Source organism: Pseudomonas sp., assembly GCF_033723075.1.
In the GTDB taxonomy this organism is placed as follows: Bacteria; Pseudomonadota; Gammaproteobacteria; order Pseudomonadales; family Pseudomonadaceae; genus Aquipseudomonas.
Genome location: NZ_JAWVXU010000005.1, coordinates 36,193 through 55,605, shown reverse-complemented (window position 1 = coordinate 55,605; position 19,413 = coordinate 36,193). Strand labels below are relative to the sequence as shown.

Genomic DNA, 19,413 nt, shown 5'->3' with positions numbered 1-19,413 from the left:
TTTCGTAGGGTGGATGGCGCTTTATCCATCCACCGATGGCACACGCTGGTGGATGAAAAGAGCGTCATCCACCCTACCCAGCCACATGCCTGAACTAAGGCTGCAGGACGGACGACACCAGCAACTGCGAATAGGGATGCTGCGGGTCGTCGAGTATCTGGTCGGTCAGGCCGGCCTCGACCACATGGGAGCGGCGCATCACCATCAGCCGATCCGCCAGCAAACGCGCCACCGCCAGGTCGTGGGTGACGATCACCACCGCCAGGTCCAGCTCGCGCACCAGGCCGCGCAGCAGGTCGAGCAAACGCGCCTGCACCGACACATCGAGGCCACCGGTGGGTTCGTCCATAAAGATCAGCCGCGGGCTGGAAACCAGGTTGCGGGCGATCTGCAAGCGCTGCTGCATGCCGCCGGAAAAGGTGCGCGGCAGATCGTCGATGCGCAGCGGGTCGATCTCCACCTGTTTCAACCAGTCGATGCCCGCCGCACGCAATTCGCCGTAATGGCGCACGCCCTGAGCCATCAGCCGCTCGCCGATATTGGCGCCGGCCGACACGCCCATGCGCAGGCCGTCACGCGGGTTCTGCTCGACAAAGCCCCACTCGGTACGCAGCAGGGTGCGCCGTTGCGCTTCGCTGGCGCTGTACAGATCGAGCCAGTTGCCGGCCGTGTCGCGATAACTGACCGCACCACGATCCGGCGGGCAGCGCCCGGAGAGCAGGCTGAGCAGGGTCGACTTGCCCGAACCGGACTCGCCGACGATGCCCAGCACCTCACCCGGATACAGGTCGAACGACACGCCCTGGCAGCCCTTCTCCGGGCCGTACAGGCGGGTCAGGTCGCGCACGCTGAACAGCGGCTGCGCCGTTTCGCTGTGCAGGTGCAGCTTCTCGGCAGCACTCATTGCGCGCCCTCCTCTAGCTCTTCAGGACATGAGCCGTCACGCCGCTGCATGCAGTAATCGGTATCGGAACAGACGAAACGCTTGGTCCCGGCGTCGTCGACGATCAGCTCGTCCAGGTAGGAGTCCTGGCTGCCGCAGAAGGCGCAGCACTCATCCCAGCGCTGGATCTCGAACGGGTGATCTTCAAAGTCCAGGCTCACCACCCGGGTGAATGGCGGCACGGCATACAGGCGCTTCTCGCGGCCGGCGCCGAAGAGCATCAGCGCCGGGCTCATATGCAGCTTGGGGTTGTCGAATTTGGGGATCGGCGATGGGTCCATCACATAGCGCTCATCCACCGTCACCGGGTAGGCGTAGCTGGTGGCGATATGGCCGAAGGTGGCGATGTCCTCGTACAGTTTCACGTGCATCACGCCGTAATCTTCCAGCGCATGCATGGTGCGGGTCTCGGTTTCCGAGGGTTCGATAAAGCGCAGCGGCTCGGGGATCGGCACCTGGTAGACCATGATCTGATCGCCGCTGAGCGGCGTTTCCGGGATGCGATGGCGAGTCTGGATCACCGTTGCCTCGGGTGTACGGGTGGTGGTTCGGACCCCGGCCGTGCGGGCAAAGAAGCGGCGGATCGACACCGCGTTGGTGGTGTCGTCCGCGCCCTGATCGATCACCTTGAGCACATCATCGGCACCGAGAATCGCTGCCGTTAGCTGCATGCCGCCGGTGCCCCAGCCATAGGGCAGCGGCATCTCGCGGCCGCCGAAAGGCACCTGGTAACCGGGAATCGCGACGGCCTTGAGCAGGCCACGGCGGATCATGCGTTTGGTCTGTTCGTCCAGATAGGCAAAGTTGTACCCGACTTCCAGCGTACGGGTGATCTGGCTTTGGGCATTCATGCGCGTTGCTCCTCGGTGGCCGGCTGCTCCTGCTCCTGCTCCTGCTCCTGCTTGCGCAGCTTGCGGATCAGCTCCAGCTCGGATTGGAAGTCGACGTAGTGCGGCAATTTCAGGTGCGAGACGAAGCCTGCGGCCTCGACGTTGTCGCAGTGCATCAGCACGAACTCTTCCTGCTGCGCCGGGCCTTGCACTTCTTCGGCGTACTCGCTGGCGCGCAGCGAACGGTCGACCAGGGCCATGCCCATGGCCTTGCGCTCGGCATAGCCAAAGGCCAGGCCGTAACCCCGGGTGAACTGCGCATCGATGCCCTTGCCGCCGACGAACTGGTTGACCATCTCGCACTCGGTCACCTCGATATCGCCCAGGGGCACGGCAAAACCAAGCTCTTCCGGCTCCAGCCAGACCTCGACCTCGCCAATGCGGATCTCCCCGGCAAAGGGATGGTTGCGTCCGTAGCCGCGCTGGGTGGAATAACCCAGCGCCAGGAGGAAGCCTTCGTCACCTCGAGCCAGGGCCTGCAAGCGCTGGGCGCGGCTGGCGGGAAAATCCAGCGGCTCGCGGGTGATGTCCGACACCGCTGCGCCCTGGTCCGTTTCGCGGGCCATCAGGCCTTCGTCGGCGAGGAACTCCAGCACCCGTGGGCATGGGGCCAGTTCGGCCTGGGGATCGACTCTCGGGCCCGGCTGCTCGCCCTCCGCCAGCAGGGCGAAATCCAGCAGGCGGTGGCTGTAATCGAAGGTCGGGCCGAGCAACTGGCCGCCGGGCAGGTCCTTGAAGGTGGCCGAGATGCGCCGACTCAGCTGCATCTGCGTGGTTTCCAGCGCGGCACTGGCGCCGAAGCGCGGCAGCGTGGTGCGGTAGGCGCGCAGCAGAAAGATCGCCTCCATCAGGTCGCCGGCCGCCTGCTTGATCGCCAGGGCCGCCAGTTGCGGGTCATACAGCGAGCCTTCGCTCATCACCCGGGCCACAGCCAGGGGCATCTGCTCGCGCACCTGGTCGACGCTGAGTTCGGGAATGGCCGTATCACCACGGCGCTTCTTGGCCAGCAGCAGGTGGGCATTGTCGATGGCGCGCTCGCCACCTTTGACCGCGACGTACATCAGGCAGCCTCCTCGGCATTCAGCAGCACATGGGTGCTGCGCGGCAGGCCGATCACCTGCTCGCCCGCGGCGAAGAAGGCATCCAGGCCACGGGGAAAGGCGCTGCGCGCCTGCCGCTGCTGCCAGAACGCCACCGGCAGCGGCAGTTCGACGCTGCGCACGTCCTTGATGCCCGGCCCGCGCCAGCGCAGGGCCGAACCATTGCTGAGGGCATCCAGCTGGATCAGCAGGGTGCAGGACTGATCCGGATAGCGCTCGCTGCCATTGTCGAAGGCTGACAGGTCCGTCAGCTCGGTTTCATCGAGCAGGGCAAACAGCGCCAGTTCGCGCTCGGCGACAATCGGGCAGCCACAGTGGAACGCCAGGTTGGCGCGGATCGCCAGGGTGTCGAAACGCGGCGCCAGCCACAGCGGCGTATCGCCATCGAGGAAGGCCAGGCACAAGGCGTAGGTCGCCGGATGCAGATTTTCCAGGGCCAGGGCGCGGTTCAGCGGTTGCGCCAGGCCGGGCTCGGCCAGGGCCTTGAGGGCACTGCGGAAGCTGGTCTGCGCGTCCAGCACCGGGTCGTTGAAGGCCGGTTGCAGCCAGTGCGAGCTATTCGCCGCGTTCATCAGTCTTCTCCTCTGACCAGGGTGAAGAATTCCACCTGGGTGGTTGCGGTTTCGGCGGACTTGGCCGCCTGTTGGGCGCGCTGGGCGGCGGCCAGGGGGTCGATCAGCCGGCTCAGCCAGTGCAGCTGCTCGGCGCCCTGCAAGTGTGCGTCGGCCAAGGCCGCCAGTTCGGCATGCTGTTTGTCGCGGCCAGCCACGTAGCTGTAACCGGTGCGACCGTCGGCCAGGCGCACCACGCAGCGGGTCACGCTCATCTCGCCGAGGTTGAAGGGGCTGCCGGTGCCGCCCATGCGCCCGCGCACCAGGCTCATGCCGATTTCCGGGGCGCGGATCAGGCGGTACTCGGTGTCGCGCAACAACGCCTCGTAAGCTGCCAAGCTGGTGCCAGCGCGGGCGAGTACGCCCATCCAGCGCTGGCGGGTGGCGATCTGCGGGTCGCTGTGCAGCACGTTGCTTTGCGATAAATCGCGGTTCATCAACAAGCCTCCATCAAAGGACGAGCTGGTACTGGAAACGGTCGGCGCGGCTGGTCGATAACGACAGCTCCACCGGCCGTCCGGCCAGATCGCGGGAAAGGGTTTGCACGCTGAGCAGCGGCGCGTGTCGGGGCATCAGCAGCCGCGCGGCTTCCTCACGACTGGGCAGGCGCGCGCCGATCAGGCTGAAGGTGCGCGTCAGGACCAGGCCGCGCTGGCTCAGGTAGTGGCGCAACGAGCCGCCCTGGTAGTCGGCGAGCAGCTCGGCATGTTCGCTGCTGAAGGCGTGACGAATCAGGCTGACGGGCTGGCCCTCGATCAGGCGCAAAGTGCTCAGTTCCAGCAACTGCGCACTACTGGCCAGTTGCAGGTACTCGCGTTCCTCGCAGCTGGCCGGACGCAGGCGGCTTTCCAGCAACTGCGCCTCGACCCGATGACCGAGCGCCGAGAGCGAGGCGCTGTAGGCACTGCCGGCCTGCATCGGGTAGATCAGCGGCTTGGCCAGCACCCGCGTGCCCTTGCCCTGCTGGCGCAACAGACGGCCTTCGAGCACCAGCTCGTCCACCGCGCGGCGCAGGGTATGGCGGTTGACCGCAAAGCGCGCAGCCAGCTGCACCTCGGCCGGCAGGTAATCGCCGGGGCTCATGCGCTGCAGCTCATCGCGTAGCACGGCAGCCAGTTCGCGGTACAGCGGTTCGGGTTGTCTAGACAAGTGCATGGTTTAAAACGGGCACCCGCAGGCACCCGGTCTCCGTCAGATAAACTGCTTGCGCAGGCGCTGCGAGATGATGTCCAGTAGGCTTACTACCAGGATGATCACGATCAGCAGGGCGCAGGTCTGGGCGAACTGGAAACCGCGAATCGCCTCCCAGAGAATCACCCCGATACCGCCGGCGCCGACCATGCCAACCACCGTGGCCGAGCGCACGTTGGCCTCGAAGCGGTACAGCGAGTAGGAAATCCACAGTGGCAGGACCTGCGGAATCACCCCGTAGATGACCTCCTGCAGCGCACTGGCACCGGTGGCGCGCACCCCCTCCACCGGCCCCGGCTCGATGGCCTCGACCGCCTCGGCGAACAGCTTGGCCAGCACCCCGGTGGTGCCGATAAACAGCGCCAGCACCCCGGCGAATGGACCCAGACCGACCGCCACCACGAAGAGCATGGCGAAGACCATTTCGTTGATCGAACGGCAGGCATCCATCACCCGCCGGATCGGCTGATAGACCCACCAGGGCACGATGTTTTCAGAGCAGAGAATGCCTAGGGGAATAGCCAGAATAATCGCCAATATCGTGCCCCACAGGCCGATCTGTACGGTGACGATCATCTCCTTGAGGTACAGCTCCCAGTTGTTGAAATCCGGCGGAAAGAAGTCCGCGGCAAAGGTCGCCATATTGCTGGAGTCGCGGATCAGGCCCAGCGGATTCATTTCCGCGCCCTGCCAGGACCAGGCCAGCACTGCGAAGCACACACCCCAGCCGATCAGCCGTGTCCAGGAACGCCTGGCGGTCAGATCGGGCGCGGGATTGGTGGTCAAAGTGGTCATAACAACATCTCGAATCAAGCGGCAGAAAGAACCTGCCCGGCACGCGTGCCGGGCAGGGAGCAGTGCTTAACCAGCGCTGGCAGGGCTCTGCTTGGCGATTTCCGCCATGCGCTTTTCCAGCTTGGCCAGCTCGGCATCCAGCGCCTTGAGCTGAGTCTGCTTGTCGGCGTCATTGAGCTTGGCGTTGTTGGCCACTTCGGTGCGTTTCTTGAACAGATCCAACTGACGGATCGGCAGCAGCTGATCGTCAGTGGAAGCCTTGAACTTGCCCCACTGCAGGCCTTCCAGGACTTTCAGCTCGGCCGGGGCGTCACCGTAGGTCATAAAGAACTCGCGCAGCTTGGCCTTGGTCGCGTCATCCAGGTTCTTGCGCCACACCATCGGATCGGACGGGATCAGCGGCGAGGTCCAGATCACTTTCAGCTTCGCGGCCTTGTCCGGAGCGGTCACTTCCAGGCGCTGCATGCCTTCGCTGTTGAAGGTGCCGATATCGACCTGCTTGTTGGCCACCGACAAGGCGTTGACTTCATGGCTGCCATTGAGCGAGCGCTTGAAGATCTTGTTGGCGTCGGCGTTGTTCTGCGCGAACACGTAATAGCCCGGCACCAGATAGCCCGAAGTGGAATTCGGGTCGCCGTTGGCGAAGGTCAGGGTCTTGGCATTCTTCAGCATGTCCTCGATCGAATTGATCGGGCTGTCCTGGTGCGCAACCATCAGGCTGTAGTAACCCTGGGAGCCATCAAATGCCACTGTCTGGGCGAAGATCTCACCACCGGCACGGTCCACCGCTTCCATGGCCGACTTGTTGCCGTACCAGGCCACATCGACCTTGTCGAAGCGCATGCCCTGGATGATTCCGGCGTAGTCCGGGGCGAAGAAGGCATTGATCTTGGCGCCGGTCTGCTGGCCCATGTCGGCCAGGAAGGGATCCCACATGCTTCTCAGGTTCTGCGAGGACTCGGTGGAGATGATGCCGAAATTGATTTCCTGCTCGGCGGCCTGGGCGGCGCCCAGGACGGAACCGGTAAGCAGCGCGGACGCGGCGAGGACACGACTGATACGTTTGAACATGCGGAGACTCCTGTTGTGGGTCGGCTAAACGTTGAGACGTAAGCGTCTGTTCAGGCCTTGGCAAGGCTCATGGGCGCTGTTTGCGGACGCTGCCGACGCGGCTTGTCAGCCGGCAGCACGTCAACCTGCAGCTCGGCGCCGTACAGATCGTTGAGAAAATTCGGATTGAGGCCTGCGGTTGATCCGTCGAAATGGATGTGCCCGGCCTTGAGCGCCACGGCACGCTGGCAATAACGCATGGCGTAGTCGACCTGATGCAGGGTGACCACCACGGTGGTGCCGTCTTCGCGGTTGATGTCGGCGAGAATCTGCATGACCTTGCGCGCCGACTCGGGATCCAGCGAGGCAATCGGTTCGTCGGCGAGAATCACCTTGGCGCGCTGGCACAGGGCACGGGCAATCGCCACGCGCTGCTGCTGGCCGCCGGACAGGGTCGAGGCGCGCTGCATGGCCAGATCGGCCAGGCCAACCCGTTGCAATGCCTGCATGGCTCGCTGCTTTTCTTCGACGCTGAACAGGCCGAGGGTGCCACGCCAGCGAGGCATTCGCCCAAGACAGCCAAGCAGGACGTTTTGCACTACGCTTAGACGAGCAACCAGATTGAACTGCTGGAAGATGTAGCCTATGTCAGCGCGCAGTCGCCGTACCTCGCCATTCAGGCGACCTTGCGCCTGAACCTGACGGCCGAGCACCTCGATGCTGCCGCCAGCCGCGCGGTCGCCGCAGGCCAAGCCGGCGAGGTGGCGCAGCAAGGTTGATTTACCGGAACCAGACGCGCCAATCAGCGCGACCATTTCACCTGGCTGCACGGACAAAGCCAGAGAGTAGAGGGCCTGTTTACCGCCAAACGTTTTGTTCAGGCTCTCAACGCGGATCGCTGCGTTCATGGACTAGCCTCTTGAGTTAACGGTTTGACGACTCAGGGCCGCCGCTTGGTGTAGACCAAGGTAGGCAAACCCTGTGACAGCCCCGTTAACGAGCCATGACGCTTAAGTGACTGCTAGTTTAATTTTGCTGATGAGTAATGATGCTCAGCGGCTACCGTCAGCGGTTCTTCACCAACGTGACCGTGAGGCGAAAGTGACGGGTTTCCCACAATTGTTTGCCACGCCGAGGCGGAAAATCGCCGTACCCTGACCCCGGCCGGCCAGCAATGACAAGGACTGAGGCTCGTTGCTGACCCTGATTAATTTTTGTGCTGCAGCAACAAATGCTTTGCTTATGTTGAATGGCTCGCATTTCTGACAACCGGTACTGGCAATGAGCCTTCATGCCAAGCACAATGCGACACAAGATTGGCGTCAAATAATCGCTTACCTGTACAATCACATCGATGCAAATGATGATTGCGATTGAACAGCTAGTGCTAACGGTGGTCAAAACGGTGACAATCACGTGCTAACTGCCAGCATCGCTTCCCTGAACTTACCGGTTAAATGTATGCGACCTATGAAACAGGCTATTTATTCCAGCCGCACGGCTGACAAATTCGTCGTTCGTTTGCCTGATGGCATGCGCGAGCGCATCGCTGATGTCGCGCGCAATCATCATCGCAGCATGAACTCGGAAATCATCGCCCGCCTCGAGCAGAGCATGCTTCAGGAAAGCAGTCTGGGTGATGAACTCAATGTGAACCTGGACAGTCCCGAACTGTCCTTGCACGAACGCGAATTGCTGCAGCGCTTCCGCCAGCTGTCACGGCGCCAGCAAAATGCCCTGGTGGCATTGATCGCCCATGACGCCGAGATGGCCGCTGAAGAAGCGTAAGTTGCGACGATAAAAAACCGGCTCCCGGCCGGTTTTTTTGTTGGCCAAAGAAAAGCCGCCCTGATCAGGCGGCTTTTCTTTGTTTACAGCGGCTACCCCACGAAGTTGAGCAGCACCCCGGCCGCCACCGCCGAGCCGATCACACCGGCAACGTTCGGCCCCATGGCGTGCATCAGCAGGAAGTTCTGCGGATTGGCCTCCAGCCCGACCTTGTTCGACACTCGCGCAGCCATCGGCACCGCCGATACCCCGGCCGAACCGATCAAGGGGTTGACCTTGTGCGTGCTGAACATGTTCATCAGCTTGGCCATCAACACCCCCGACGCCGTACCTGCACAGAAAGCCAGCATGCCCAGCAGCAGGATCGCCAGAGTCTTGATCTGCAGGAAGGAATCGGCCGACAACTTGGAGCCCACGGTCAGACCGAGGAAGATGGTGACGATGTTGATCAACGCGTTACGCGAGGTATCGGCCAGACGCTCGACCACACCGGCTTCGCGCAACAGGTTGCCGAGGGCGAACATGCCCACCAGCGGCGCCGCATCCGGCAGCAGCAAGCCGACCAGCAGGCACAGCATCAGCGGGAAGATGATCTTCTCGGTCTGCCCAACCGGGCGCAATTGCTCCATGACGATGGCGCGCTCGGCCTTGGTGGTCAGCGCCCGCATGATCGGCGGCTGAATCAAGGGTACCAGCGCCATATAGGCATAGGCCGCCACGGCAATCGGCCCGAGCAGATGGGGCGCCAGCTTGGAGGTGACGAAGATCGAGGTCGGACCGTCCGCGCCGCCGATGATGGCGATCGAAGCGGCTTCCTTGAGGGTGAATTCCAGCCCAGGAATCCCCAGGGAGGCCAGGGCCAGGGCGCCGAGCAGGGTACCGAAGATACCGAACTGCGCCGCCGCCCCCAACAGCAGGGTCTTGGGATTGGCCAGCATCGGCCCGAAGTCGGTCATCGACCCGACACCCATGAAAATCAACAGCGGAAACACGCTGGTGGGCAGGCCGACCTCGTAGATCATGTGCAGGAAGCCGGCGCCCTCGGCCATGTTGGCCACCGGGATGTTCGACAGCAGGCCACCGAAGCCGATCGGGATCAACAGCAGCGGCTCGAAGCCTTTCTTGATCGCCAGGTAGATCAGCAGCAGGCAGATCGCGATCATGAAAACCTGACCCGGCTCTACATGATAGAGACCCGTGCTCTGCCACAGCTTGAGGAGCTTATCCATGATCTGCCCCTTAGCCGATGGTCAGCAGGCTGTCGCCCACCGCCACTGCATCGCCGACCTTGATGTTGACGGCACCGATGACACCCGCCTTGAACGCGCGAATCTCGGTTTCCATCTTCATCGCTTCGAGGATGATCAGCAGCTGGCCGTCCTCGACTGTCTGCCCAGGCTGCACCAGCACCTTGAAGATATTGCCGGCCAGGGGTGCGCTCTGCGGCTCGCCGCCACCCACCGGGGCCGCCGCGGCAGCAGGCGCAGCACCGGCTGCGGCGCCGCCGACAGGCTTGAGACCTTCGATATCGCCACCCTCGTTGACCTGCACCACGAAGGACTTGCCGTTGACTTCAACGGTGTAGACCTCGGGCTTGCCGGCTTCACGCGCCGGCAGCTCGTTACCGCTCGGCGCCGGCTCGAAGGCCGCCGGGTTGCCGCGGTTCTCCAGGAACTTCAGGCCGATCTGCGGGAACAGTGCATAGGTCAGCACGTCGTCGATTTCATCTTTGGCCAGCTTGATGCCCTTCTCCTGGGCGATGCCCCTGAGCTCGGCGGTCAGCTTGTCCATTTCCGCTTCCAGCAAATCGGCCGGCCGACAGGTGATGGCTTCGGCACCATCCAGCACCCGCGCCTGCAGCTCTTTATTGAAGGGGGCCGGCGCCGCGCCGTACTCGCCCTTCAACACACCAGCGGTTTCCTTGGTGATCGACTTGTAGCGCTCACCGGTCAATACGTTGATCACCGCCTGGGTGCCAACGATCTGCGAAGTCGGCGTCACCAGCGGGATAAAGCCCAGATCTTCACGCACTCGCGGAATCTCGGCCAACACTTCATCGAACTTGTCCTGGGCGCCCTGCTCCTTGAGCTGGCTTTCCATATTGGTCAGCATGCCACCCGGCACCTGGGCGACCAGGATGCGCGAATCGACCCCCTTGAGGGTGCCCTCGAACTTGGCGTACTTCTTCCGCACTTCGCGGAAGTAGGCGGCGATTTCTTCGAGCAGCAACAGGTCCAGGCCGGTATCGCGCTCGGAACCCTGGAAGATCGCCACCACCGACTCGGTTGGCGAGTGACCGTAGGTCATCGACAGCGAGGAAATCGCGGTATCGACGTTGTCGATGCCGGCCTCCACTGCCTTGACGATGGCCGCGGTCGATAGCCCCGCAGTGGCGTGGCATTGCATGTGAATCGGGATCGACAGGCTGGCCTTGAGGCGCGTCACCAGCTCGAAGGCGATGTACGGGTTGAGAATACCGGCCATATCCTTGATCGCGATCGAGTCGGCACCCATGTCTTCGATCTGCTTGGCCAGGTCGACCCACATTTCCAGGGTGTGCACCGGGCTGGTGGTGTAGGAAATGGTGCCCTGGGCATGTTTGCCCAGTTGTTTGACCGCCCGCAGTGCGGTCTGCAAGTTACGCGGATCGTTCATCGCGTCGAATACGCGGAACACATCGACGCCGTTGATTGCCGCGCGCTCGACAAACTTCTCCACCACGTCATCGGCGTAGTGCCGATAGCCGAGCAGGTTCTGTCCACGCAGGAGCATCTGCTGGCGGGTGTTGGGCATAGCCTTCTTCAGCTCGCGGATGCGCTCCCAGGGGTCTTCGCCCAGGTAACGGATGCAGGAATCGAAAGTAGCACCACCCCAGGACTCCACCGACCAGAAGCCGACCTGATCGAGCTTGGGCGCGATCGGCAACATGTCTTCGAGGCGTACACGCGTCGCCAGAATCGACTGGTGAGCATCGCGCAGCACCACATCGGTAATTCCGAGTGCTTGTTTAACGGCAGTCATACAGGTGCTCCCTTTCGAACCTGACTCAACCGCGGCGAGCGCGGTGCTGATTGATAGCGGATTGAATAGCGGCCAGCACATCGCCATCCGGCTGTTGAATAGCGGGCTTGGCGGGCGCGTGTGCGGCCGCGGAAACTGGCGTGTGGGGGGCAAAAAGCTCGATCAGACGCGACATCACGCGGATCGCCACTACCAACAACATCAGGAAGAGAAATACAAAGCCCAGGCCGAACAGCATGAGCTCGACACCCTCGAGCAGGAGTTGACTGGAGGTCATCTTGACTCCTTTTTGCCAGCAGCATCGAGCTGCATTCAGTATTGATAGGGGCGCCCGAGGAATGCCCCGGGCAAAGCTGGCGCACCTTAGCTTGAAACGGCCGTTTGAAGCAAACCCCAGACTGTATTTAGCGACAAATTCGGACAAAAAAGCGCCATACATTCACCCCATAAATAAGTGCACCGCGCTACAGCAGAAACAACGAGGCCATACCCAGGAAGATGAAGAAACCGCCACTGTCGGTCACCGCGGTAATCATCACGCTGGCGCCCATCGCCGGATCACGCCCCATGCGCACCAGGGTCATTGGAATCAGTACGCCCATCAATGCCGCGAGCAGCAGGTTCAGGGTCATGGCCGCAGTCATCACCACTCCCAGCGACCAGCTGTCGTAGAGCATATAAGCCACCACCCCGATCACCCCGCCCCAGACCAGGCCATTGATCAAGGCAACACTCAATTCCTTGCGAATCAGCCGTGCGGTATTACCGGTACTGACCTGATCCAGCGCCATGGCACGGACGATCATGGTAATGGTCTGGTTGCCCGAGTTACCGCCGATACCGGCAACGATCGGCATCAAGGCAGCCAACGCCACCAGCTTCTCGATGGAGTCCTCAAACAGGCCTATCACCCGCGAGGCAATGAACGCCGTAATCAGGTTGAGGGCCAGCCAGGCCCAGCGGTTGCGCAACGATTTCCACACCGAGGCGAAGATGTCTTCCTCCTCGCGCAGACCGGCCATGTTCAGCACTTCGCTTTCGCTTTCTTCACGAATCAGATCGACCATCTCGTCGATAGTCAGACGGCCGATCAGCTTGCCGTTCTTGTCGACCACAGGCGTTGAGATCAGATCGTAACGTTCGAACGCCTGGGCGGCATCGTAGGCATCCTCGTCCGGATGAAAGCTCACCGGATCGGTCGCCATCACCTCGCTGACCAGCTTGTCCGGGTCGTTGACCAGCAAGCGCTTGACCGGCAGCACCCCCTTGAGCACACCATCGTAATCGACCACGAACAGCTTGTCGGTATGCCCGGGCAGCTCCTTCAGGCGCCGCAGGTAACGCAAAACCACTTCCAGGCTGACGTCTTCGCGGATGGTGACCATCTCGAAGTCCATCAAAGCGCCGACCTGATCCTCCTCATAGGACAACGCCGAACGCACCCGCTCACGCTGCTGCGCATCGAGGGTTTCCATCAACTCATGAACGACATCGCGTGGCAGCTCGGAGGCCAGGTCCGCCAGCTCGTCGGCATCCATCTCCTTGGCCGCCGCGAGGATCTCGTGGTCGTCCATGTCGGCGAGCAGGGTTTCGCGCACCGCATCGGACACTTCGAGGAGGATATCGCCGTCGCGCTCGGCCTTGACCAGCTGCCAGATAGTCAGACGCTCGTCCAACGGCAGCGCTTCGAGGATATGCGCGACGTCGGCGGAGTGCAGCTCGTCGAGCTTGCGCTGCAGCTCGGCCAGGTTCTGCCGGTGCACCAGGTTTTCCACCCGGTCGTGATGCGGGCCTTCCTGACGGTGGGTCAGGTCTTCGACCAGCTTGTGCCGATGCAGCAACTCGACCACCTGGGCAAGGCGGTCCTGCAGGCTTTCTTGCGGCTTCTTGGCTTCTACTTCAGTCATGGCACGCTCCACCCCCAGCGGCGGCGCACGCCAAAGAGGGTCAATCAATCAGTACGCGATTGCACAAACGAGATTCAGAGTAACTACTGGGTAAGTCCATGGTGGTGATCCACAAGCCCCGGCGGGGCTGACGGGCAAAATGATAACACCGCCCGTCGGCTTTGCATGCTACAAAAAGCAGGCTAGAACAAGCCTTTGCAGCACAAACTTCAGCGTTTTTTAACAACCCGTAGTTGCGACGCCGGAGACGCCGCACAAGGCACCACTGGCAAAGCCGATCCGAGCGACTAGGCTTGTCAGACGACCGTCAAGGAGGACGTCACCATGCATGGACTGCACCGCGCAGCATTCTGCGCCATCCTGCTGTGCCCACCACCCCTGCTGGCCTCAACCGTATTCCGCTGCGAAGACGCCAATGGCCACGTCACCTTCACCCTGCAAGGCTGCCCCGCCGAACAGGCGCAATACCTGCAAGACGCCCACAACCCCACGCCCAGCAGCGGCAAAGCCGTACCCCTGGCGAAAACAGCGAAATCCTCACGCAGTAAAACCAAGGAAAAACACGACGCCAGCGAACTGGTGGTGGTCGGCGAATCGCAGGATGGCTGCGGCAACCTGGTCACCGGCAGCGAGCGCCGCACGGCCATAATCAAACAGCAGATACGCAGCGGCATGCACCGCAGCGACGTGGAAAGCAGCCTGGGCACACCGGACAGGATAAGCAGCCAGAACGGCCAGACGCGCTATCACTACCGCGACCAACAAGGTAATAGCCGCCAGGTTAGCTTCGACGAGGCTGGCTGCGTCAAAGGCAAGCGTTAGCACGCCTACCCAGGCCACGGGACGGAATCGAGCGCAGCGACACCCTCCCGCGCCTCAGCTGCACAGCCCGGAGCCGCGGTACGCGCACGGGCCCACAGAGACAAAACAGCAGACAAAGAAAAAGGGCCTGCATCGCTGCAGGCCCTTCTATTTGGTGCACTCAGGAGGATTCGAACCTCCGACCGCTCGGTTCGTAGCCGAGTACTCTATCCAGCTGAGCTATGAGTGCACTGTCCCGCGCATTATAGGGCTTCAAATCATTCAATCAAGCTTAAATCAGATTAATTTCAACAACTTACCGATCAAAGCAGGACCAACACCCTATAACACTAAATAATGGCGGAGAAGGGGGGATTCGAACCCCCGACACCCTTTTGAGATGTACTCCCTTAGCAGGGGAGCGCCTTCGGCCACTCGGCCACCTCTCCGCAACACGGGGCGCATGATACCCATCTTTGCCCCGCTTGCAAAGCCAAAAATCAGATAAAAATTAGTGGCTTGGTTCTTCGTCTTTCTCTTTCTGGATGCGCTGGTAAATCTCCTCACGGTGCACGGCTACTTCCTTCGGCGCGTTAACGCCGATGCGCACCTGATTGCCCTTAACGCCCAACACGGTGACAGTGACCTCGTCACCCACCATCAGGGTCTCACCGACCCGGCGAGTTAGAATCAGCATTCCTTTCTCCTCACGGATTAAATCCAATACAACAGTCTGCAAAAAAGAAAATGGTGGCAGCCCCGATAAATCTCAAGCGAGGCCTTCACCCAAGTATTGACCAGTGTGGGCAGAAAGAAAGTCCATCCACGCCAACCAAAAAGACAAAAGGCGCGCAATAGTGCGCGCCTTTCGGGCAATGCCTCAGTCGCCCTGTCGGGCCGGGGCATCCAGTTCAAAGGCGGTGTGCAGTGCACGCACCGCCAACTCCAGATATTTCTCCTCGATCACCACGGACACTTTGATTTCCGAGGTGGAGATCATCTGGATATTGATATTTTCCTTGGCCAGAGCCTCGAACATGCGGCTGGCAACCCCCGCATGGGAGCGCATGCCGACGCCGACGATCGACACCTTGGCAATCTTGATGTCGCCAATCACTTCGCGAGCGCCCAGCTCACGCGCGGTATTTTCCAGTACCTGCTGCGCGGCCAGATAATCGTTGCGGTGCACGGTGAAGGTGAAATCGGTGGTGTTATCGTGCGCCACGTTCTGCACGATCATGTCGACTTCAATATTGGCGGCACTGACAGGGCCGAGAATCTTGAACGCCACGCCCGGGATGTCCGGCACGCCACGGATGGTCAGCTTGGCTTCGTCGCGATTGAAAGCGATGCCGGAGATGATCGGCTGTTCCATGGATTCCTCTTCATCAAGGGTAATGAGGGTGCCCGGACCCTCTTTGAAGCTGTGCAATACGCGCAGCGGGACGTTGTACTTGCCGGCGAATTCCACCGAACGGATTTGCAGCACCTTTGAGCCCAGACTGGCCATTTCCAGCATTTCTTCGAAGGTGATCTTCTCCAGGCGTCGAGCCTGGGGCACCACACGCGGGTCGGTGGTATAGACACCATCGACATCCGTGTAGATCTGACACTCGTCGGCCTTCAGCGCTGCCGCCAGGGCCACGCCCGTGGTGTCGGAGCCACCACGCCCGAGCGTGGTGATATTGCCGTGCTCGTCCACCCCCTGGAAACCGGCGACCACCACCACACGACCGGCCTTGAGGTCGGCACGCAGCTTCTGATCGTCAATCTGCAGGATACGCGCCTTGTTGTGCGCGCTGTCGGTGAGAATGCGCACCTGATTGCCGGTGTAGGACACCGCCGGCACACCGCGGCGAATCAGCGCCATGGTCAACAGGGCAATGGTCACCTGTTCACCGGTGGACAACATCACGTCGAGCTCACGCGGCACCGGATGATCGTCACTAGCCTGTTTGGCCAGTTCGATCAACCGATTGGTTTCACCGCTCATGGCGGAAACCACGACCACAATGTCATCGCCGTTTTCGCGGAACTTCTTCACCTTCTCGGCCACCTGCTGAATCCGCTCAACAGTGCCGACGGAGGTGCCGCCAAATTTCTGTACGATCAAAGCCATTTCAAAGCCGCCTCAGCCCGTGAAGGGCGCCCATTAAACATTCAACTCAATACGCTGCCAAGGCCTGCCGGGCGCAATGCAATTCCTGGCGTTCGCAGACGCTGAAAATCGCCTGCGGAACGACAACTACTGGTGCTTACAGACCTTGCTCGGCATAGCTTGCGGCCAGCGCCAAGGCGCCATCCAGCGCGCCGGCATCGGTGCCACCGCCCTGCGCCATATCCGGACGACCGCCGCCCTTGCCACCGACTGCCGCCGCGGCCTGCTTCATCAACTCGCCGGCCTTGAGTTTTGCGGTCAGGTTCTGGGTCACACCGGCCACCAGCACGACCTTGTCGTCCTGCACGCCGCCGAGCAGGATCACGGCGCTACCGAGCTTGTTCTTCAACTGGTCGACCATGGCCAGCATGGCCTTGCCGTCCAGGCCGTCGACACGCGCACTCAGCACCTTGATGCCCTTGACGTCGACGGCAGAGCCGGCCAGATCGTTGCCGGCCGAACTGGCGGCCTTGGCCTTGAACTGCTCCAGCTCTTTCTCCAACTGTCGATTGCGCTCCAGCATGGCCGTCAGTTTGTCCAGCAGGTTGTCGCGACTGCCCTTGACCAGTGCAGCAGCTTCTTTCAACTGTTCTTCGGCAGCATTCAGATAGGCAAAAGCAGCGGAACCGGTGACCGCTTCGATACGCCTTACGCCCGCTGCGACACCGCCTTCGCTGGTGATCTTGAACAGGCCGATGTCGCCGGTACGGGCCACGTGAGTACCGCCACAGAGCTCGACGGAAAAATCGCCGCCCATGCTCAGCACCCGCACCTGATCGCCGTACTTCTCGCCGAACAGCGCCATGGCGCCTTTCTGCTTGGCGGTTTCGATATCGGTCTCGAGGGTTTCCACGGCACTGTTGTTGCGCACCTGGGTATTGACGATATCTTCCAGCGCCCTCAACTGCGCCGAGCTAATCGCCTCGAAGTGGCTGAAGTCGAAACGCAGGCGCTGGCTATCGACCAGCGAGCCTTTCTGCTGCACATGCTCGCCGAGCACCTGACGCAACGCGGCGTGCAACAGGTGCGTCGCCGAATGATTGAGCGCGGTGGCCCGACGCACGCTGGCGTCAACCTCGGCCTTGATCGAGGCACCTACGCTCAGGCTGCCCTGGGCGACCATGCCGTGGTGCAGGAAAGCACCGCCGGCCTTGGTGGTATCGCGCACATCGAAACGCACGCCGGCACCTTCGAGGAAGCCGCAGTCACCCACCTGGCCACCGGATTCGGCATAGAACGGCGTCTGATCGAGCACCACCACACCCTCCTCGCCTTCGCTCAGGCGATCGACCGCCTGGTCACCGCGAAACAGCGCGATGATCTGACCGCTGCCGCTGGTGCCCTCGTAGCCGAGGAAGCGTGTATCGCTGTCGACCTTGACCAGGGCGTTGTAATCCATACCGAAGGCGCTGGCGGAACGGGCGCGCTCGCGCTGGGCCTGCATTTCGCGCTCGAAGCCGCTCTCGTCCAGGGTCAGGCCACGCTCGCGGGCGATATCGGCCGTCAGGTCGTAGGGAAAACCAAAGGTGTCATACAGCTTGAACACCGTCTCGCCGGGGATCAGCTTGCCCTTGAGGCCGACCAGATCCTGCTCGAGAATTCTCAGCCCCTGCTCCAGGGTCTTGGCGAACTGCTCTTCTTCGGTTTTCAGCACGCGCTCGATCTGTGCCTGCTGCTGCTTCAGCTCCGGGAAGGCTTCACCCATCTCGGCCACCAGCGCGGCGACGATCTGGTAGAAGAAACTGCCCTTGGCGCCCAGCTTGTTACCGTGACGGCAGGCGCGACGGACGATCCGGCGCAGCACATAGCCACGGCCCTCGTTGGACGGGGTGACGCCGTCGGCGATCAGGAAACTGCAGGAGCGGATATGATCGGCCACCACCTTCAGCGAAGCCTGACCCTCGTTGGCGCAGCCGATGGCCTTGGCCGAGGCATTCAGCAGGCTCTGGAACAGGTCGATCTCGTAGTTCGAGTTGACGTGCTGCAGCACCGCACTGATGCGCTCCAGGCCCATGCCGGTGTCCACGCTCGGCGCCGGCAGCGGATGCAGCACGCCATCTGCGGTGCGGTTGAACTGCATGAACACGTTGTTCCAGATCTCGATGTAGCGATCGCCATCTTCTTCCGGCGAGCCAGGCGGGCCGCCCCAGATGTGCTCGCCGTGATCGAAGAAGATCTCGGTGCAAGGGCCGCACGGGCCGGTATCACCCATGGTCCAGAAGTTGTCGGAGGCATAGGGGGCGCCCTTGTTGTCGCCGACGCGGATCATCCGCTCGGCCGGCACGCCGATTTCCTTGTTCCAGATGTCGTAGGCTTCGTCGTCGTTGGCGTAGACGGTGACCCAGAGCTTGTCCTTGGGCAGGTTCAGCCAACGATCACCGGTGAGAAATTCCCAGGCAAAGTGGATGGCGTCGCGCTTGAAGTAATCGCCGAAACTGAAGTTACCGAGCATTTCGAAGAAGGTGTGATGGCGCGCGGTGTAGCCGACGTTTTCCAGATCGTTGTGCTTGCCGCCGGCACGCACGCACTTCTGGCTGGTCGCGGCACGGGTGTAGGCGCGTTTTTCCAGGCCGAGGAAGCAGTCCTTGAACTGGTTCATCCCGGCGTTGGTGAACAGCAGCGTCGGGTCATTGCCCGGAATCAGGGAGCTGGAAGCGACACGGGTGTGCCCCTTCTCTTCGAAGAAGCTGAGGAAAGCTTCACGGATTTCTGCGCTTTTCATAGGATCATCCACGGAAACAGGCGGCCACGGCAAAGCCGGCAACAAAGACTGCATGAAAGCGTAGCGAGCGAAGGCCAGGCAAGGCAAAAACAGGCGAAAAAGCGCAGTTTACGCGCTGTAAATGAGCATTTGATTCGCTTCGCTCCCCCTTCGGGGCCGCGCTAAAGCGCGTTCAGCCTATGGCTGTGAGCCTGTTTTTAACGCCGCATAGCCGAGCGCAGTAGCTTTCACGCAGTCTGCAAAGGGCCGCATTATATCGGCCCTTTAGCATCGGTACAGCGTGTTTATCAATAGATAACGGCTATAACACCGCACCGCGCGGAAAACGACGCTCCCTTGGGTCGGCGCGTACAGGTTAGCGGCAACAGGCATGTCCTTTGTCACGACAGGATTCAAGCCGCCGCGAGACCCGACAATGGCATCCACGCTGCAGCCA

At 61.6% G+C, this 19,413-nt stretch carries 18 protein-coding genes and 2 tRNA genes; 2 read left to right on the top strand and 18 right to left on the bottom strand.

The genetic code is table 11. The features are described from left to right. Positions 1–94: 94 nt before the first annotated feature. The 9 genes from phnK to phnC form a co-directional block, all read right to left on the bottom strand. Positions 95–904 (bottom strand): phosphonate C-P lyase system protein PhnK, encoded by an 810-nt coding sequence (phnK, locus tag R3355_RS07585; RefSeq protein ID WP_318960712.1) that lies wholly within the window; start codon positions 902–904, stop codon positions 95–97. After that, positions 901–1,794 carry an alpha-D-ribose 1-methylphosphonate 5-phosphate C-P-lyase PhnJ gene (locus tag R3355_RS07580; RefSeq protein WP_318960711.1) on the bottom strand — a complete coding sequence of 298 codons (894 nt, stop codon included), beginning with the start codon at positions 1,792–1,794 and terminating at the stop codon, positions 901–903. The genes phnK and R3355_RS07580 overlap by 4 nt, the downstream gene beginning before the upstream one ends. Then, a complete protein-coding gene (locus R3355_RS07575) occupies positions 1,791–2,894 on the bottom strand; it encodes a carbon-phosphorus lyase complex subunit PhnI (protein ID WP_318960710.1) in 1,104 nt (367 codons plus the stop codon). The genes R3355_RS07580 and R3355_RS07575 overlap by 4 nt, the downstream gene beginning before the upstream one ends. Further along, on the bottom strand, positions 2,894–3,505 hold the full coding sequence (gene phnH / locus R3355_RS07570) for a phosphonate C-P lyase system protein PhnH (RefSeq protein WP_318951096.1): 612 nt from the start codon (positions 3,503–3,505) through the stop codon (positions 2,894–2,896). The genes R3355_RS07575 and phnH overlap by 1 nt, the downstream gene beginning before the upstream one ends. Further along, positions 3,505–3,981 (bottom strand): phosphonate C-P lyase system protein PhnG, encoded by a 477-nt coding sequence (phnG, locus tag R3355_RS07565; RefSeq protein ID WP_413243489.1) that lies wholly within the window; start codon positions 3,979–3,981, stop codon positions 3,505–3,507. Before phnG ends, phnH begins: the two co-directional genes overlap by 1 nt. 13 nt (positions 3,982–3,994) lie before the next feature. Beyond that, on the bottom strand, positions 3,995–4,699 hold the full coding sequence (gene phnF, locus R3355_RS07560) for a phosphonate metabolism transcriptional regulator PhnF (RefSeq protein WP_318951097.1): 705 nt from the start codon (positions 4,697–4,699) through the stop codon (positions 3,995–3,997). 36 nt (positions 4,700–4,735) lie between these two features. Further along, positions 4,736–5,530: a phosphonate ABC transporter, permease protein PhnE gene (phnE, locus tag R3355_RS07555; protein WP_318960709.1), complete on the bottom strand. Its 795-nt coding sequence runs from the start codon at positions 5,528–5,530 to the stop codon at positions 4,736–4,738. Between the two features lie 66 nt (positions 5,531–5,596). Then, positions 5,597–6,601, bottom strand: coding sequence for a phosphonate ABC transporter substrate-binding protein (gene phnD, locus R3355_RS07550; RefSeq protein ID WP_318960708.1), 1,005 nt, complete (start codon positions 6,599–6,601; stop codon positions 5,597–5,599). A 50-nt stretch (positions 6,602–6,651) separates the two neighbouring features. Further along, positions 6,652–7,488 carry a phosphonate ABC transporter ATP-binding protein gene (phnC, locus tag R3355_RS07545; RefSeq protein WP_318960707.1) on the bottom strand — a complete coding sequence of 279 codons (837 nt, stop codon included), beginning with the start codon at positions 7,486–7,488 and terminating at the stop codon, positions 6,652–6,654. A 553-nt stretch (positions 7,489–8,041) separates the two neighbouring features. Here phnC and R3355_RS07540 point away from each other — a divergent pair. After that, the gene (locus R3355_RS07540; RefSeq protein WP_318960877.1) at positions 8,042–8,368 is read left to right on the top strand and encodes an Arc family DNA-binding protein; all 327 of its coding nucleotides are present in this window, start codon (positions 8,042–8,044) and stop codon (positions 8,366–8,368) included. A gap of 92 nt (positions 8,369–8,460) precedes the next feature. Here the strand turns inward: R3355_RS07540 and R3355_RS07535 are convergent, their stop codons facing one another. From R3355_RS07535 to mgtE, 4 genes are all read right to left on the bottom strand, one after another. After that, positions 8,461–9,597: a sodium ion-translocating decarboxylase subunit beta gene (locus R3355_RS07535; protein WP_318960706.1), complete on the bottom strand. Its 1,137-nt coding sequence runs from the start codon at positions 9,595–9,597 to the stop codon at positions 8,461–8,463. 10 nt (positions 9,598–9,607) lie between these two features. Further along, complete coding sequence (gene oadA, locus R3355_RS07530) at positions 9,608–11,389, bottom strand: sodium-extruding oxaloacetate decarboxylase subunit alpha (RefSeq protein WP_318948801.1); 1,782 nt, start codon at positions 11,387–11,389, stop codon at positions 9,608–9,610. Positions 11,390–11,414: 25 nt separating this feature from the next. Continuing rightward, positions 11,415–11,666 (bottom strand): OadG family protein, encoded by a 252-nt coding sequence (locus R3355_RS07525; RefSeq protein ID WP_318948802.1) that lies wholly within the window; start codon positions 11,664–11,666, stop codon positions 11,415–11,417. A 187-nt stretch (positions 11,667–11,853) separates the two neighbouring features. Further along, entirely contained in the window at positions 11,854–13,296 is a 1,443-nt protein-coding gene (gene mgtE, locus R3355_RS07520; RefSeq protein ID WP_318960705.1) for a magnesium transporter, read from the bottom strand. A 324-nt stretch (positions 13,297–13,620) separates the two neighbouring features. On the opposite strand from mgtE, the gene R3355_RS07515 reads away from it, so the two are divergent. Next, on the top strand, positions 13,621–14,118 hold the full coding sequence (locus tag R3355_RS07515; protein WP_318960704.1) for a DUF4124 domain-containing protein: 498 nt from the start codon (positions 13,621–13,623) through the stop codon (positions 14,116–14,118). 152 nt (positions 14,119–14,270) lie between these two features. Here R3355_RS07515 and R3355_RS07510 read toward each other — a convergent pair. From R3355_RS07510 to alaS, 5 genes are all read right to left on the bottom strand, one after another. Further along, positions 14,271–14,347, bottom strand: a tRNA-Arg gene (locus tag R3355_RS07510). Positions 14,348–14,455: 108 nt separating this feature from the next. After that, positions 14,456–14,546: transfer RNA gene (locus R3355_RS07505), tRNA-Ser, on the bottom strand. 62 nt (positions 14,547–14,608) lie between these two features. Next, positions 14,609–14,794 (bottom strand): carbon storage regulator CsrA, encoded by a 186-nt coding sequence (csrA, locus tag R3355_RS07500; RefSeq protein ID WP_010490393.1) that lies wholly within the window; start codon positions 14,792–14,794, stop codon positions 14,609–14,611. A gap of 183 nt (positions 14,795–14,977) precedes the next feature. After that, positions 14,978–16,216 (bottom strand): aspartate kinase, encoded by a 1,239-nt coding sequence (locus tag R3355_RS07495; RefSeq protein WP_318960703.1) that lies wholly within the window; start codon positions 16,214–16,216, stop codon positions 14,978–14,980. Between the two features lie 136 nt (positions 16,217–16,352). Further along, on the bottom strand, positions 16,353–18,977 hold the full coding sequence (alaS, locus tag R3355_RS07490) for an alanine--tRNA ligase (protein WP_318960702.1): 2,625 nt from the start codon (positions 18,975–18,977) through the stop codon (positions 16,353–16,355). Positions 18,978–19,413 lie beyond the last annotated feature (436 nt).